At 67.7% G+C, this 15,370-nt stretch carries 16 protein-coding genes; 10 read left to right on the forward strand and 6 right to left on the reverse strand.

The features are described 5' to 3' along the window. Nucleotides 1-117 precede the first annotated feature (117 nt). The gene (locus D103_RS0100285) at nt 118-726 is read right to left on the reverse strand and encodes a DUF3365 domain-containing protein (RefSeq protein WP_018867398.1); all 609 of its coding nucleotides are present in this window, start codon (nt 724-726) and stop codon (nt 118-120) included. Between the two features lie 567 nt (nt 727-1,293). Next, a complete protein-coding gene (locus D103_RS0100290) occupies nt 1,294-1,851 on the reverse strand; it encodes a Smr/MutS family protein (protein ID WP_018875373.1) in 558 nt (185 codons plus the stop codon). Nucleotides 1,852-1,960: 109 nt separating this feature from the next. On the opposite strand from D103_RS0100290, the gene surE reads away from it, so the two are divergent. The 5 genes from surE to rpoS are packed head-to-tail and all read left to right on the forward strand — an operon-like array spanning nt 1,961 to nt 5,928. Beyond that, nucleotides 1,961-2,731: a 5'/3'-nucleotidase SurE gene (surE, locus tag D103_RS0100295; RefSeq protein WP_018875374.1), complete on the forward strand. Its 771-nt coding sequence runs from the start codon at nt 1,961-1,963 to the stop codon at nt 2,729-2,731. After that, the gene (locus D103_RS0100300; protein ID WP_018867401.1) at nt 2,721-3,386 is read left to right on the forward strand and encodes a protein-L-isoaspartate(D-aspartate) O-methyltransferase; all 666 of its coding nucleotides are present in this window, start codon (nt 2,721-2,723) and stop codon (nt 3,384-3,386) included. Before surE ends, D103_RS0100300 begins: the two co-directional genes overlap by 11 nt. Before the next feature lie 56 nt (nt 3,387-3,442). Further along, complete coding sequence (locus D103_RS0100305; RefSeq protein ID WP_018867402.1) at nt 3,443-4,027, forward strand: YqaA family protein; 585 nt, start codon at nt 3,443-3,445, stop codon at nt 4,025-4,027. A gap of 3 nt (nt 4,028-4,030) precedes the next feature. Beyond that, nucleotides 4,031-4,816, forward strand: coding sequence for a peptidoglycan DD-metalloendopeptidase family protein (locus tag D103_RS0100310; protein ID WP_026279289.1), 786 nt, complete (start codon nt 4,031-4,033; stop codon nt 4,814-4,816). Nucleotides 4,817-4,839: 23 nt separating this feature from the next. Next, nucleotides 4,840-5,928: an RNA polymerase sigma factor RpoS gene (gene rpoS, locus D103_RS0100315; protein WP_018867405.1), complete on the forward strand. Its 1,089-nt coding sequence runs from the start codon at nt 4,840-4,842 to the stop codon at nt 5,926-5,928. Between the two features lie 26 nt (nt 5,929-5,954). Here the strand turns inward: rpoS and D103_RS0100320 are convergent, their stop codons facing one another. After that, nucleotides 5,955-6,329 (reverse strand): Mth938-like domain-containing protein, encoded by a 375-nt coding sequence (locus D103_RS0100320; RefSeq protein ID WP_018875375.1) that lies wholly within the window; start codon nt 6,327-6,329, stop codon nt 5,955-5,957. A gap of 189 nt (nt 6,330-6,518) precedes the next feature. Here D103_RS0100320 and alaC point away from each other — a divergent pair, with 189 nt between their 5' ends. The 3 genes from alaC (at nt 6,519) to thrC (ending at nt 10,312) form a co-directional block, all read left to right on the forward strand. Next, a complete protein-coding gene (alaC, locus tag D103_RS0100325; protein ID WP_018875376.1) occupies nt 6,519-7,742 on the forward strand; it encodes an alanine transaminase in 1,224 nt (407 codons plus the stop codon). 73 nt (nt 7,743-7,815) lie between these two features. After that, entirely contained in the window at nt 7,816-9,129 is a 1,314-nt protein-coding gene (locus tag D103_RS0100330; protein ID WP_018867408.1) for a homoserine dehydrogenase, read from the forward strand. 40 nt (nt 9,130-9,169) lie between these two features. Further along, complete coding sequence (gene thrC, locus D103_RS0100335) at nt 9,170-10,312, forward strand: threonine synthase (protein ID WP_018875377.1); 1,143 nt, start codon at nt 9,170-9,172, stop codon at nt 10,310-10,312. Between the two features lie 22 nt (nt 10,313-10,334). Here thrC and D103_RS0100340 read toward each other — a convergent pair whose 3' ends face one another. Further along, a complete protein-coding gene (locus D103_RS0100340) occupies nt 10,335-11,120 on the reverse strand; it encodes a RibD family protein (protein WP_018867410.1) in 786 nt (261 codons plus the stop codon). 194 nt (nt 11,121-11,314) lie between these two features. Here D103_RS0100340 and ribA point away from each other — a divergent pair, with 194 nt between their 5' ends. Then, the gene (gene ribA, locus D103_RS0100345; protein WP_026279290.1) at nt 11,315-12,460 is read left to right on the forward strand and encodes a GTP cyclohydrolase II RibA; all 1,146 of its coding nucleotides are present in this window, start codon (nt 11,315-11,317) and stop codon (nt 12,458-12,460) included. 8 nt (nt 12,461-12,468) lie between these two features. Here ribA and D103_RS0100350 read toward each other — a convergent pair whose 3' ends face one another. Together D103_RS0100350 and D103_RS0100355 are read right to left on the reverse strand one after the other, a co-directional pair. Further along, nucleotides 12,469-13,272 (reverse strand): creatininase family protein, encoded by an 804-nt coding sequence (locus tag D103_RS0100350; protein ID WP_018875378.1) that lies wholly within the window; start codon nt 13,270-13,272, stop codon nt 12,469-12,471. Nucleotides 13,273-13,303: 31 nt separating this feature from the next. Then, a complete protein-coding gene (locus D103_RS0100355) occupies nt 13,304-14,083 on the reverse strand; it encodes an FkbM family methyltransferase (RefSeq protein ID WP_038028151.1) in 780 nt (259 codons plus the stop codon). A 126-nt stretch (nt 14,084-14,209) separates the two neighbouring features. Between D103_RS0100355 and D103_RS0100360 the strand changes: the two genes are divergently transcribed. Beyond that, nucleotides 14,210-15,367 (forward strand): ChaN family lipoprotein, encoded by a 1,158-nt coding sequence (locus tag D103_RS0100360; protein WP_026280210.1) that lies wholly within the window; start codon nt 14,210-14,212, stop codon nt 15,365-15,367. Nucleotides 15,368-15,370 lie beyond the last annotated feature (3 nt).

Here is a 15,370-nt window from a genome sequence, read left to right on the forward strand (position 1 = left end):
TGTTCAAAAATCGGACACCAGCCGGGATGATTTCGCGTGGCGCAGACACAAAAAAGGCCGCCCGGAGGCGGCCTTTCTGTATGGGGCCCGGGCGGTTCGCCGGGACCACACCAAGGTTCACATTTCCTGGGTCACGGTGAAGGCGCCGCGCACGTCACCCTCGCGGAAGCCAGTTGCCTGATCTTCGGGGTAAAGGCGTTCCAGCGCGTGCTTTACTTCGCCGCTGACCTCGGACCCGTGGCAGGTGAGGCAGGCCCCGCCGGTCGGGATGGCGGCCATGAAGCGGAACTTCGGCTCGCCGTCTTCTGCCTCGACCACGCCGAAGCGGGGCGGGAGATCCGCGGCCGGGGTGCCGGCCGCGTGCTGGGCCTCGAAACCCTGCAGGGTGAGGCGCTCCCAGCGGTCCGGGGCGTTGTTCTGGTTGCGCAGCTTCAGGCTGGTGCGACCGATCTCGATGCCAGTCTCGGCCGAGATGTCACGTGCAATCTCGGGGGCGCGTTCGTTGCAGACCTGGATGGCCTCGGTCGGGCCGCCGGATTGCATGGCGGACATCAGCTCGCCCTGCAGGGTGCTGGCGAACTTCTGGATGGCGTCACGATTGGCGGCGATGCGTTCCTGCAGATCATCCTGGCTCAGCTGGGGCATCGTGTCGGCACTGGCGTAGCCGCTGCCGGCGGTGAATGCGATCAGGCCGAGGGCCAGGGGGGCAAGCTTCCAGTTCTTCATGGCAAATACCTCGCAGTGCAGAGTCCGTTGCGTCCTGTACCTATACAAGAGCTGTACAAAGCATGGACCGATCGTGGTTGGAATGCAAGGAAGGGCGTACGGAAAGGATAGCCCACCGGGTTTCCGGTTTCCGTAGCGCACCTCACAGGCCTCGACTCAGTCTAAGCGTGAATATCGCGAATTGCGAATATGGCAAGGGCCGTATGTGAGTGTGCCGTTGGTTGGGGCGGTCACGGCCCGTGCGCATGGGGTCTCAGGGAGACGCTGATTTAATCGTACGTCCGCGCTCGAGTCGCTTTTGCGTGCGAACAAGGCGCGGTGACTGCCGTGCAGTTATTCTGCACAAGGGAACCGCAACGCCGTTCCCGCGCAAAAGCGGCCGAGCCCCTGCTTTCAATGGCTTGTGGGGTTGGTGCCCCCCGATTCTGAATGAATATGGCCCGATCCTGCGTTGCGCCCCGAATCCATCAGAAACGGGCGGGTAGAACCACTAGCCGCTGCACGACGCGCCTTGTCTCGGAAAACAGGGGGCACCAACGCGGACGTGCGATTAAATCAGCGTCTCCCTCAGCGAGCGGAATCCGGGTTGCGCGGACGTTTGAGCAGGACGTAGACCGCCCCGGTTCCACCGTCGGCCGGACGTGCGGAACAAAAGGCGAGTACATCGTCGCGCTGGCGCAGCCAGTGGTCGGTGAGACCCTTGAGGACCGGGCCTTGCTGGCGCGAGCGCAGTCCCTTGCCATGCACGATGCGAACGCACAGGGCTCCTTCCCGGCGGGCATCGTCGAGGAACAGGCCGATGGCGCGGCGCGCCTCGTCGGCGAACAGGCCATGCAGGTCGATCTCGTCCTGGATGCGGTAATGCCCGCCGCGCAGCTTGCGGAATACCCGCTGGCTGATCCCCGGGCGCGTGAAGCGGAGTTCATCGCCGGGCTGCAGGTCAGCGGCGTTGAGTGGATCGCTGAGCCAGTCGGCGTGGGCCTGGGCCTCGTCGGCGTCGCGCTGGCGGGCCCGGGCGGCGGGTCGCGGCGGCCGCACGTCGGCCTGATCGCTGTGGAGTCGACGAACGTTGCCAACCGCCTGCAGGAATTCGTCGAAATCGTTGGGATCATCCCCGGAGTTCATGGCAGGATACTCGCACTTTTCGGGGGGCGGGCGCGATCGTGTCGATCGACGGGCCCGGCCCGGACGGTTTCCAGTATATTAAGAGCCCTCTCAACGGCCCCTTTCCTGCATGCGCATTCTGGTTAGCAACGACGATGGAATTCACGCCCCGGGCATTCAGTGCCTGGCGACGCATCTGCGCCGGATTGCCGAGGTCCATGTGGTGGCGCCCGACCGCGATCGCAGTGGCGCCAGCAACAGTCTGACCCTGGTGCGGCCGCTGCGCACGCGTCACCTTCAGGGGGGCGACGTGCAGGTGGACGGGACGCCGACCGACTGTGTCCACCTGGCGATCACCGGCCTTTTGCAGCAGGAACCGGACGTGGTGATCTCCGGCATCAATGCCGGTGCCAACATGGGGGATGACGTGCTTTATTCGGGCACGGTCGCCGCCGCGATGGAGGGGCGCTTCCTGGGACTCCCGGCGATCGCGGTCTCGCTGGTGGGGCCGGACCTGCGCCATTACGACGCCGCCGCGAGCGTGGTGGTCGAGCTGCTGGACCGCATCAATCGCGTTCCGCTGCCGGCGGCCACGATCCTGAACGTGAATGTCCCCGACCTGCCGCGCGCCGAGATCCGCGGGGTCCAGGCCACGCGCCTGGGGCATCGCCACCGGGCCGAGCCGATGATCGCGGACGAGGACCCCCGCGGGCGTCCGATCTACTGGGTCGGGCCGGCCGGTTCGGAACAGGATGCCGGGCCCGGTACGGATTTCCATGCGGTGCGCGAGGGGTATGTCTCGGTCACGCCGATCCAGGTGGACCTGACCCGCTTTGACGCGATCGATACGGTAGGGCGCTGGCTGGACGATTCCCTGCCGGAGGCTGGGCATGGTTCCTGATGCCGCCGGCGCGGGCCTGACCTCGCAGCGGGCGCGCGATCGCCTGGTCCGGATCCTGGAGGGGCAGGGGATTCGCGATCCACGGGTCCTGGAGGCCGTGCGCAGCATCCCGCGCCACCTGTTCGTGGAAGAGGCTCTGGGGCACCGTGCCTACGAGAACACGGCCTTGCCGATCGGTCATCGCCAGACCATTTCCCAGCCCTTTATCGTTGCGCGGATGACCGAGGCCCTGCTGGAAGGTGATCGCCCGCGCACGGTCCTGGAGATCGGGACGGGCTCGGGCTATCAGGCCGCCGTGCTGGCCCAGATCGTGGATCGGGTGTTTTCGGTGGAACGCATCCAGGCGCTGAGCCGCAACGCGCGCGAGCTTCTCAGTCGTCTGGGGATCAACAACGTGAACCTGCGCCATAGCGACGGTGGGGAAGGGTGGCCGGAGAAGGGGCCGTTCGACGGCATCATCCTGACCGCGGCGCCCCGGGAGGTGCCGGAGGCGCTGCTTACCCAGCTGGCGCTGGGCGGCCGACTGGTCGCGCCGGTGGAGGGTCCGGACGGGCGCCAGCAACTGGTGCGCTACACCCGGACGGAGGAGGCCTACGTGCGCGACATCCTGGATGCCGTGATGTTCGTGCCCATGCTGCCGGGGGCCGAGCAGTGACGCGGGTGGCGCCCCTTCCGGGTGGGTGTGACTGAGCCGATGGTGGTGTGGTGCCGATGAAGCTCTTCGAGCCCCTATACGACCGGGTGATGGGATGGTCCCGTCACCCCCATGCGCCGCGCTATCTGGCCGGGCTTTCGTTCGCCGAATCCTCGTTCTTTCCGGTCCCGCCGGACGTGATGCTCGCGCCCATGGCGGCCGCTCGCCCGCGCTCGGCCTGGCGTCTGGCCGCGCTGACGACACTGTTTTCTGCCCTCGGCGGTCTGCTGGGTTACCTGATTGGCTGGCTGGCGTTCGAGTGGATCGGCCCCTGGTTGCAGCAGGTGGGGTATGGCGAGGAGTTGCGCCAGGCCGAGGCCTGGTTCGCGACCTGGGGGGTATGGGTGGTGCTGATTGCCGGTTTCTCGCCGATCCCCTACAAGCTGTTCACCGTCACCGCCGGGGCCTTGTCGATGGCCTTGCTGCCGTTCTTCATCGCCTCGCTGGTCGGGCGCGGGCTGCGCTTCTTTCTGGTGGCGCTGTTCATGGCCTGGGCCGGTCCGCGCGCGGAGCAGCACCTGCGCCCGTACATGGAACGCCTGGGCTGGGCCGCAGTGATCCTGCTGGTCGCGGTCATGGCGGTTTACCTGGTCATGGACTGACCGATGCGCCTGCACGCGGTTCAGGGGGTGCTGACGATCGTACTGCTGGCCCTGATCGTGGGCACGCTGGCCGGTTGCGCGGCGCGGGCCCCCAGCGGGAGCGGGGCCTCGATGCCGGATACGCACGTCGTGCAGCGCAACGAGACGCTTTATCGAATTGCCCAGCGCTATGGGCTCGAATGGCGTGACCTCGCGCGGCGCAACGCGATCGATGCCCCCTATTTGATCCACCCGGGGCAGCGCCTGCGGCTGCGGGGCGCCGCCCGCTCGTCCCCGCCCAGCGCGCCTCAGGCATCGTCCGCGCCGAGTTCGCGATCGTCCTCGTCCGGCAGTTCCGGGAGTGGCAGCAGCTCCAGCAGTGGGGCGTCCAGCTCGACCTCCAGCAGTTCGAGTTCCAGTCCGAGTTCGGCGCCTGCCGATCCGGGGGGCTGGCAATGGCCCGCGGACGGCCAGGTATTGCGCGGCTTCTCCAGTAGCGGCACGCGGCGAGGCCTGGCGATCGGCGGCGAACGTGGAGATAACGTCCGCGCGACGCGGGCCGGCGAAGTGGTCTATGCAGGCGGCGGTCTCGTGGGGTATGGTCGATTGGTCATCCTCAAACACGATGCGCGGTTCCTCAGCGCCTACGGGCACAACGATGAACTGCTGGTTTCGGAGGGTGACCGGGTGCAGGCGGGTGACACGATCGCGCGTCTGGGCTCGTCGGGGGCCGAGCGCCCGATGCTGCATTTCGAGATCCGGGTGGATGGGACGCCGGTAGACCCGACGCGCTATCTCCCGGATCGCTGAAACGATCAAGAGCAGGACACTACATGGCCAAGACCCGGCAGCCGGTGGACCCGGAACTGGATGACGAACGCCTGACCGAAGGCCCGGCCGAGGACGAAGACGGGGAGGCGCTGCCCGAAGATCTGGCTCGGCCGGTCGAGTCCATGCAAGCCCCCGAAGATCCTGAAGATGCCGAGGACGACGCGGCGCAGGTGGCCCCCGAGGTCACGGTTGGCCTTGAGCCGGAAACCGAGGCCCCCGTGCGGCCGAAGACCCTGCGTGATGCCCGGCCGGCCGAGCTGGATGCCATCCAGATCTACCTGCGCGATATCGAGTACCGCCCGCTGCTGACCCCCGATGAAGAACGCAAGTACGCCCGGCTGGCACGTCAGGGCGATGACGCCGGTCGGCGCCGCATGATCGAGTGCAACCTGCGGCTGGTGGTAAAGATTGCCAGGCGTTACCTCAACCGGGGGCTGCCACTGCTGGATCTGATCGAGGAAGGCAACCTCGGTCTGATGCACGCGGTCGAGAAGTTCGACCCGGAGCGGGGGTTCCGGTTTTCCACCTATGCGACCTGGTGGATCCGCCAGACCATCGAGCGGGCCCTGATGAATCAGGGGCGGACGATCCGCATTCCCGTGCATGTCAGCAAGGAACTGCGCATGCATGCGCGGATCGCGCGCAACCTGACCCAGGAACTCGGCCGCGACCCGAGCGAGGAGGAGCTGGCGCAGCGCCTCGGCAAGCCGGTGGCCGAGATCCAGAAGCTGCGCGCGATGTCCGAGCCCTCGACCTCGATGGACCTGCCGTCGGGCCCGGACGGGGACCGCTCGCTGACCGATATCCTGGCCGATGCGAATGCCCCGGAGCCCTCTACACTGCTGGAGGATCAGGACCTCCACCATCTGGTGGAGGCCTGGCTGGCGGAACTCGATCACAAGCAGCGCGAGGTGCTGGTGCGTCGGTTCGGGCTGCACGGTTTCGAACGCTCGACGCTGGAGCAGGTGGGGTCGGAGATCGGCGTGACCCGCGAACGCGTGCGGCAAATTCAGATGGATGCCCTCAAGCGGCTGCGCAAGCTGCTCGAATCGCGCGGGATGAAGGGCGACGAGGTCCTGCCGAACTCCTGACCCGGGTTCCCCGGGCGGTGGTCCGACTACCCCTCGATGATCAGAGCTGCGGCGACGTCGCGGCCCTCCGCCATGATCAGGTTGTAGGTGCGGCAGGCCGCCGCGGTATCCATGATCTCCACGCCCAGCCCCTGAGCGCGAAGGTGTCGCCAGACCGCACGGTCCGGAAACCGCTGCAGCTCGCCGGTGCCGATCAGCAGCACCTCGGGCGGGGTGTCCAGTACGGCTTGCAGGTGATCCACCCGCAGCTCGTCCGCCGCCTGCACCGGCCAGTCGGTTTGCAGCTGGTGCGGGCGGACAATCAGGCTGCGGCTGTGGGCCACCTGATTGATCCCGACGCGACCGGTCTCGTAGCCGGTCACGATGTAGGACTCTTCGCTGGTGACTTCGGAGAACAGCATGCTGCGTACGCTACTCCGGCGCCGTGAATGACTCAAGAATGCGCGCCCTCACCAAAGGGCGGCGGCGCCCCGATTCGTTGACAGGTCCGGGCCCGGGTTATACTTTGGCGCGCTTTCCGGTGCGGCATCCGGAGGGGCCTTCAGGGTCCCGGAAAACAACCGCCAAGGCCCCAACCAGGACCCAGACCCGTGACCGACGTCTTCCCCCGTATCGAGCGCCTCCCGCCCTACGTCTTCAACATCGTGAACCAGTTGAAGGCCGAGGCCCGCGCCCGTGGCGAGGACATTATCGACTTCGGGATGGGCAACCCCGACCAGCCGACGCCGCAGCACATCGTGGACAAGCTGTGCGAGGCGGCCCAGCGCGGCGATACCCATCGCTACTCCGTGTCCAAGGGCATCCCGCGCCTGCGTCGTGCGATCACACGCTGGTACAAGACCCAGTTCGACGTGGATCTGGACCCGGAGACCGAGGCCATCGTGACCATCGGTTCCAAGGAGGGCCTGGCGCACCTGGCACTGGCGACCCTGGGGCCGGGGGATGCCGTCCTGGTGCCGAACCCGGCGTATCCCATTCATCCGTATGGCTGCGTGATCGCCGGCGCCGACGTGCGCCATGTGCCGCTGACGCCGGATGTCGACTTCTTCGCCGAGCTGGAGCGGGCGATCCAGGACTCCTGGCCGAAGCCGAAGATGCTGATCCTGAACTTTCCGGCGAACCCGACCACGCAATGCGTGGATCTCGAGTTCTTCGAGCGGGTGGTGGCGATCTGCAAGGAACACGGCATCTGGATCGTGCACGACCTGGCCTATGCGGAGATCAGCTTCGATGGCTACAAGGCGCCGTCGATCTTCGAGGTGCCGGGTGCCAAGGACATTGCGGTGGAGTTCTACACCCTGTCCAAAACCTACAACATGCCCGGCTGGCGCGTGGGCTTCATGTGCGGCAATCCGACGCTGGTGGCCGCCCTCGCGCGCATCAAGTCCTACCTCGATTACGGGACCTTTACCCCGATCCAGGTGGCCGCGATCGCGGCGCTGGAAGGTCCGCAGGACTGTGTCGAGGAGATCCGCGAGTTGTACCGCGTGCGCCGGGATGTACTCTGCGACGGCCTCAACAAGCTCGGCTGGCAGGTGGAAAAGCCGAAGGCGACCATGTTCGTCTGGGCCCCGATCCCGGAACCGTACCGCGAGATGGGATCGCTGGAGTTCGCGAAGAAGATGCTGCGTGACGCCAAGGTGGCCGTCTCGCCGGGCATCGGGTTCGGCAACTATGGCGATGACCACGTGCGCTTCAGCCTGATCGAGAACGAACAGCGCACCCGCCAGGCGCTGCGCGGGATCAAGGCGATGTTCCGGGCCGACTCGATCCTCGCCGACGCGGCCGAGGAAAGCTCGGGTTCGAACGCCTGAGGCGCGCGGGCCGCGTTCGAATGCAATCAACACCGGGCGCCGGACGGCGCCTGACGTCAAGGACAGCAAGGCTATGACGCCGGTAAAGATCGGAATTCTTGGACTGGGTACGGTGGGCTGCGGCACGGTGAACGTGCTCGCGCGCAACGGCACCGAGATCGCCCGCCGCGCGGGTCGCGATATCCAGGTCGTGGCGGCCGCCGCGCGCGATGTCAACCGCGAGCGGGAATGTGACTGTTCGCAGATTCGGCTGACCACCGATCCGGCGGCGGTCGTGAATGACCCCGAGGTCGAGGTCGTCGTCGAACTGATGGGCGGGACCGACCCGGCCCTGAACCTGGTGCTGGCCGCGATCGACGCCGGCAAGCACGTGGTCACCGCGAACAAGGCCCTGATCGCTTTGCACGGCAACACGATCTTCGAGCGCGCCCAGCAAAAGGGCGTGATGGTCGCCTTCGAGGCCGCGGTGGCCGGTGGCATCCCGATTATCAAGGCGATTCGCGAGGGCCTGGCCGGCAACCAGATCGAATGGCTGGCCGGCATCATCAACGGCACCGGCAACTTCATCCTGACCGAGATGCGCGACAAGGGTCGCGATTTCGAGGACGTGCTGGCCGAGGCCCAGGCACTGGGCTATGCCGAGGCCGACCCGACCTTTGACGTGGAAGGCATCGACGCGGCCCACAAGCTCGCGATCCTGGCCTCCATTGCCTTTGGCATTCCGCTGCAGTTCGACCGGGTCGCGGTGGAAGGCATCAGCAACATCACCCGCGAGGATGTCGGTTTCGCCGCCGAGCTGGGCTACCGCATCAAGCACCTGGGTATCGCCCGGCGCACGCCCAAGGGCTACGAGCTGCGGGTACACCCCACGCTGATCCCGGAACGCCGGTTGATCGCCAACGTGGACGGCGTGATGAACGCGGTGCTGGTCAACGCCGACGCCGTGGGCCCGACGCTGTACTACGGTGCGGGTGCGGGCGCGGAGGCCACCGCCTCGGCCGTGGTGGCCGATCTGGTCGACGTGGTGCGTGCCCTGACCACCGATCCCGAGAATCGCGTGCCGCATCTGGCCTTCCAGCCGGATGCCTTGTCGGACAAGCCGGTGCTGGATCTCGCGGACGTCGAGACGTCTTTCTACCTGCGTCTGCGCACGCAGGACCGTCCGGGCGTGCTGGCCGACATCACCCGCATCCTCGGCGAGCATGGCATCAGCATCGAGGCGATCCTGCAGCGTGAACCGGATCCGGAGCGCGGCGAGGCGACGATCATCATGCTGACGCACAAGGTCCGCGAGGGTGCGATGAACGAGGCGATCGCGGCGCTGGAAGCGCTGGATCACCTGCTGACCCCGATTACCCGTATCCGCATGGAAGGGCTGGCGCGCTGATCCCGGCGCCCGGACTGCAACCGCAACGACAGAGAACATCATGGCCTTTGGACACCGCTATACCGGACTGATCGAACGCTACCGCGACCGCCTGCCGGTGCATGACGACACCCGCATCATCTCGCTGGGCGAGGGCAACACGCCGCTGATCCGGCTGAACAACATCCCGCGTGATCTGGCGCGGGAGGTCGAGATCTACGTGAAGTTCGAGGGGCTCAACCCCACCGGTTCGTTCAAGGACCGCGGCATGACCATGGCCGTGACCAAGGCGGTGGAAGAGGGCTCGCGGGCGATCGTCTGCGCCTCCACCGGCAACACCTCCGCGGCGGCGGCTGCCTATGCCGCCCGCGCCGGGATCACCGCGTTCGTGGTGATCCCGGATGGCAAGATCGCGATGGGCAAGCTGGCGCAGGCGATGATGCATGGCGCGACGGTGATTCAGATCGAGGGCAACTTCGACGACGGCATGCGCCTGGTCAAGGAAGTGGCCTCCAACACCCCGGTGACCCTGGTGAACTCGGTCAATCCGTATCGCCTGCAGGGCCAGAAGACTGCCGCTTTCGAAATCGTCGAGGAGCTGGGTCGGGCCCCGGACTATCACTGCCTGCCGGTGGGCAACGCGGGTAACATCACCGCGCACTGGATCGGCTACAGCGAGATGGCGGCCAAGAGCAGCGACGACGTGACCGATGCCTGCGCCTATTGCAAGGGCCACTGCAAGTATGCCGGAGGCGGCATGGTGGGTAACCGCCCGCATATGGTGGGCTACCAGGCCTCGGGCTCCGCGCCGTTCATGCGCGGCGCGATGGTCGACAACCCGGATACCGTGGCCACCGCCATCCGCATTGGCCATCCGCAGTCCTGGGACATGGCGTGGAAGGTGCGCGAAGAGTCGGGTGGCTGGTTCGACGAATGCCAGGACGACGAGATCCTGGCCGCGCAGAAGCTGCTGGCCGAGAAGGAAGGCGTGTTCTGCGAGCCGGCCTCCGCCGCATCTCTGGCCGGGGCGCTGCGCGACATCCGCGAAGGCAAGATCCCGGAAGGCTCGACGGTCGTGTGCACGCTCACGGGCAACGGACTGAAGGACCCGGACACCGCGATCGCGCAGAGCGTGGTGCAGCCGACCAAGGTGCCGGCCGAGCTGGACGCGGTCTCCCGCGCCATTCGCGACAACCTGAGCTGAGGCCACGCCGTGCCGGCCGGCCTCAGGGCTTGCTGCGCAGGTCCAGGTCGAACAGGGTGTCACCCCCCAGTCGGAAGATCCGGCAGGGCGGGCGCAGGGCCTGATCCAGCGAGTCGATCTCCGGCAGCGTGACGCCGGGGCGCCCGGACCCGATCAGCATCGGTGCGATGGTGAGGTGCAGACGGTCCAGGGTGTCGGCCTGCAGGAAGCGCGAAACCGTTTGCCCGCCACCCTCGACCAGCAGGCGGTGCAGGCCCATCTCCGCCAGCCGCCCGCGGATCTGTGCCGGGTCGAAGCGCCCGTCGTCCCCGGTGGGCATCTCCAGGCATTCCACGTGTTCGGGAAGCCCGCAGGGGCCGTAGCCGGCCGCGTGGAGGACGAGCGTGCGGACCTCGGCATGGCGGAAGACATGGGCATCGGCGGGGATGCGGCCGTCGGGGTCCAGGATCACGCGCACCGGATTCGGGCCCTCGGTCTTGCGCACGGTCAGACGGGGGTCGTCCGCGACCACGGTTCCGGCGCCGACGATGACGGCATCCACCAGGGCCCGCAGGCGGTGCAGGCGCTCGATATCCTCGGGGCCGGTGACGTAGTGCGAATGGCCGCTGGCAGTGGCGATGCGTCCGTCCAGGCTTTGCCCGAGCTGGGCCACGGTGATGCTGGGCGCCTCGACGATCGGGCCGTAGAGATCCAGCAATTCGTGGGCGCCCGGCGCCAGGGGCCCGGGCAGGGGGCAGCAGCCGGGCTCGGCCCGCTGGGCCAGCAGCCAGCGCCAGGCTTGCTCCTCGGTGACCGGATATGCCGTCATGCCGCAAATTCCGGGGTTACGGGACCGCGACCGGCCAGTTGGGGTAGGCTAGGGGCCGATCTCCCGCACGCGTATCCGATCAGTCCCGAATCCGGCAGGTTCCTGATGACACGTCTGGAGTATCCGGGGCTCGCCTTCGGGGAATTCGCGGGTTGCGGGCGGGTCATAAACAAAACTCCCTATGGACGTACCCGATGCACAACGCCGATCGCGGGATCTTTGATCTGCGCCGGGGCCATCCGGTCCTGGTAAGTGGTTCGCAGTCGAGTGTACTCGTTGCGGCCGTCGAGGGTCTGACCCCCGTTCTGCTGGATCGTTTGACCCACATGACCGGGGCGTCGCCTCGACTGATTCTAACTGCGCACCGGGCCTCTGCAATGGGCTGGGCCCAGCCGCTGCAGGAAGGCTGGGAGGGCGTGGCCCTCGAGTTCGCCCCGGACACCGATCCCGAGGCGCTGTTTACCCTGGCCAGTGCCCCCGAGGCCTCGAACGAGGCCGGACACCCCGATGCCGCCCTCGGCCAGCCGACGGTGACGCGGGCATTGCCGGCGGAAGTCGCCGCCCTGGAACTGGTGCGGGCGGGTCGCCTGCTGCCGGCGGTGGTGGCCGCCCCGGTGCCCGAACCGGTGCCCGAGGCGATTCAGTCGGCGCTTGCCGATGGCATGTTCCTGGATGTAGACGAGCAGGAGGCCCGGGCCGTGGCCCAGCATCCGCGGCTGGAACTGGCCTACGTCAGCGAGGCCCCCGTGCCGCTCGCGGATGCTCCGGTCACGCGCTTCATGCTGTTCCGGGAGGGGAACGGGATTCTGGAGCATGTCGCCGTTTTGATCGGCGAGCCCCGGGACTGGCCCGAGGCGGTCCCGGTGCGACTGCATTCGGCCTGCCTGACCGGCGATCTGTTCGGCAGCCTGCGCTGCGACTGCGGCGACCAGTTGCGGCTGGGCGTGAAGACCATCAACGAGTCGGGTGGGGGCGTACTGCTGTACCTGGCGCAGGAAGGCCGCGGCATCGGGCTGGCCAACAAGCTGCGCGCCTACACCATGCAGACGGCCGGTCTGGACACCATCGACTCCGACTGCCAGCTGGGCTTCGAGGCGGACGGGCGGCGCTACGATGCGGCCGTGGAGATGCTGGAATTCCTGGGTATCGATACCGTCCGTCTGTTGACCAACAACCCCGGCAAGATCGAGGCGCTGCGGGCCGGCGGCATCGACGTGGTGGCGCGCGAGCCGGTGCACGGCAAGCTGAATCCGCACAACCTGCGCTACCTCAGCACCAAGGCCGACCGCGGCGGTCACTGGCTGCAGGAGCTGTTGGCCTCGGAGGCCGAGCGCGGCTGAGGGACCGGTCAGGCGCGCAGTTGCGCCAGATCGAAGCGGGCCGTGTCGCGGATGGCGGCGGCCAGGATTCCGGCATAGTGCGCCACCAGGCGTTCGCCGAGGTCCTCGGTCGCCGCGCGGGCATCGCCCACCACCCCCGAAGGGTTGAGGTCCTGCGCCATCCAGGCGAAGGACGCGCGGCCCTCGGGTTCCAGCACCTCCATTGTCTCGGCCAGCGTGGCCCCCAGCGACGGCGCGTCCGCGGCCGCGTCCATGTGGACGGTCTCCGGCGCGAGGAAGCGCATCATCGCAGTCTCGATCAGCCCTCCGTGCAGGCCGTGGCGGAGTTCCTCGGCCGGGATGCCGAATTCGGACGGCGGGGGCTGGGTGAAGTAGTGATGCTTGACCACCAGCATACTGTGGTCCCGGCGCAGCTCCAGCGCGGCCAGGTCGCAGATCGCGGTGTTGCCGCCGTGGCTGTTCACGATCAGCAGTCGGCGAAGACCGCTGCGTGCCACGCTCTCGCCAAGATCACGCAGCAGGGCCAGCGCGGTCTCGGGGCGCAGGGTCAGCGTGCCAGAGAAGTCAGTGTGTTCATGACTGGTAGCGACGGCCACGGGCGGAAGGACGACCCGCGGCAGATCTGCCGGAAGGGTCTTGCAGGCCGCCTGCAGGAGACCGAGGCCGATGCGGTAGTCGGTGTCCAGCGGGAGGTGCGGGCCGTGTTGCTCGATCGCCGACAGGGGCAGGAGCGCAACGGCGTCGCGCGCGGCGAGTTCGGCGATCCCGGCGCTTGTACGGTCCTGCCACCAGGGGAGGTCTCGGGCACTCATGCGTCCAGCCTTGCCCCCTGGGGGCATGGCGTCAAGCGACAGGGCGGCGGGCGTAGAGATCGCCCGAACCCAGGCGGTCGCCGTGTGCCTCCAGCCAGTTCAGGATTTCGGCCCCGGACTGCCATTGGGCAAAGCGGTACCGGCGTTGTTCGCCGGGGATCAGGTTGTACTCGTAGGTATCGAGCGCGTCCAGTTGCTGGAGGCAGTCGCGGGTGACGTCCAGCGCACCGGCGACGAATTCGAACGAGAGGGCCGGGACCGCGTGGGTGAGCCCGCGCAGGACCTCGGCCTCCAGGCCTTCGACATCGATCTTGCAGAAGGCGGGGGTGCCGTATTCCTCGATCAACTGGTCGAGGGTGACCATGGGGACCGTGATCTCGTCGTCCCAGTGCACGTGCTGGAAGCTCCGGTTGTGGTTGCGCAGCGATCGGACCCAGGGGCGCGAAGCCGAGGAGACCGTGGGGTGGCGCCGGCTGATCTGCAACTGCGCGGAGCCGGGGCGCGGCCCGGCGACCTCGCGGCGGATCGCGATACCCGGCCGGCCGCGCACGGCGCGCCGCAACCAGGGCAGGAGCTGGGGCTGGGGTTCCAGTGCCACGACCCGGGCGCCCAGGGCGGCAAAGGCCAGGGTGCGGTCGCCGACGTGGGCCCCGATGTCGAACACCAGGTCGCCGGGCTGGACGAACGAGGCATACATGCGCTGCAGGCCTCGCTGCCGGCCGGGACGGCGGTAGATGATCAGCGAGCGCAGGACACCTATCGCCTGGTCCAGCCAGGCCATGCGGGAAGGGCTTTGCGGGGATGCATTCATCCCGGCAGGCTAACCGAGCCGGGGCCACGGGGGAACGCCGGCGGTCTAGCAGAGTCTTCAGAAGGGTTGGCAGGTACGTGCCTGGCACGAGCGGCCGGGTAGAACGGGCGGGACGAGGAGCGATGCATGAATGCAGGTTTTCGGATGCTGAAACGGCTGGTTTCTTCGGGTCTGCTGGCCGTTTCGCTGGTGAGCGTTGCCCAGGCCGGTGATGACTGTGCCGCCGCTGGCGTCTGGTCGGCGCCGGGCGGCGAGCGGCTGGATACGGCCGAGTTGTATGCCGACCTGGCAAGGCGTGATGCGGTCTTGCTGGGCGAGCGCCATGACCGAATGGATCATCATCGCTGGCAATTGGCGACCCTGGCGGCACTGCATGGGTATCGCCCGGACCTGGTGATCGGCCTCGAGATGCTTCCGCGTTCCAAACAGCCGGTCCTGGATGCCTGGGTCGCGGGCGAACTGGACCCGGAGGCCTTCCTGGAAGCGAGTGGCTGGTATACCCACTGGGGCTTCGATCCCGACCTGTACTGGCCCATCCTGCACTTCGCCCGTTTGCATGACGTGCCCCTGCTGGCGCTGAACCTGGAGCGGGAGTCGATCCGGCGGCTGGGCCATGAAGGCTGGGACGCGTTGGACGAGGAGGCACGCGACGGCGTGTCCGCCCCGGCCGCGCCCAGCGACGGGTACCGCGCGTATCTGGAATCCGTATTGGAACGCCACCCGGCCGGGATGGGGCCGGATGCGGAGCGCTTTGTCGCGACCCAGGTGGCCTGGGACCGCATGATGGCGGGCGCCATCTCCGCGCATCTCGAGGCGGGCGGCGAGCGTCCTCCGCTGGTGGCGGCGATCATCGGCTCGGGGCATCTGGAATACGGCTACGGGGTACCCCACCAGCTCGCCGATCTGGGCGTGACCGACACGGCGGTGCTTTTGCCGCGCGAGCCCGGGGAATGCGCGGAAACCGACCCGGACCTGGCGGATGCCGTATTCGGGGTCCCGCGCGACGATCGATTCGAACTTTCGGGGGCCCTGCTTGGGGTACACCTGGAGGCCGATGACCAGCCGGGTATTCGCATCCTGCGGGTCCAGCCGGACTCGGTGGGCGAGGCCGCCGGCTTGCAAGCGGGGGACCGCGTCCTGCGGGCCGGGGACCGATCCATCCGCGCGGCGAGCGACCTGCAGCGCGTGGTGCGGGCCGTCGCGCCCGGTACCTGGCTGCCCCTGGAGATCGAGCGCGAGGGCGAGCAGCTCGAGCGGGTAGCGCGTTTCCCGCGCGGGGACTGAACC

The organism is Thioalkalivibrio sp. ALE31 (assembly GCF_000377405.1).
Taxonomy (GTDB): domain Bacteria; phylum Pseudomonadota; class Gammaproteobacteria; order Ectothiorhodospirales; family Ectothiorhodospiraceae; genus Thioalkalivibrio.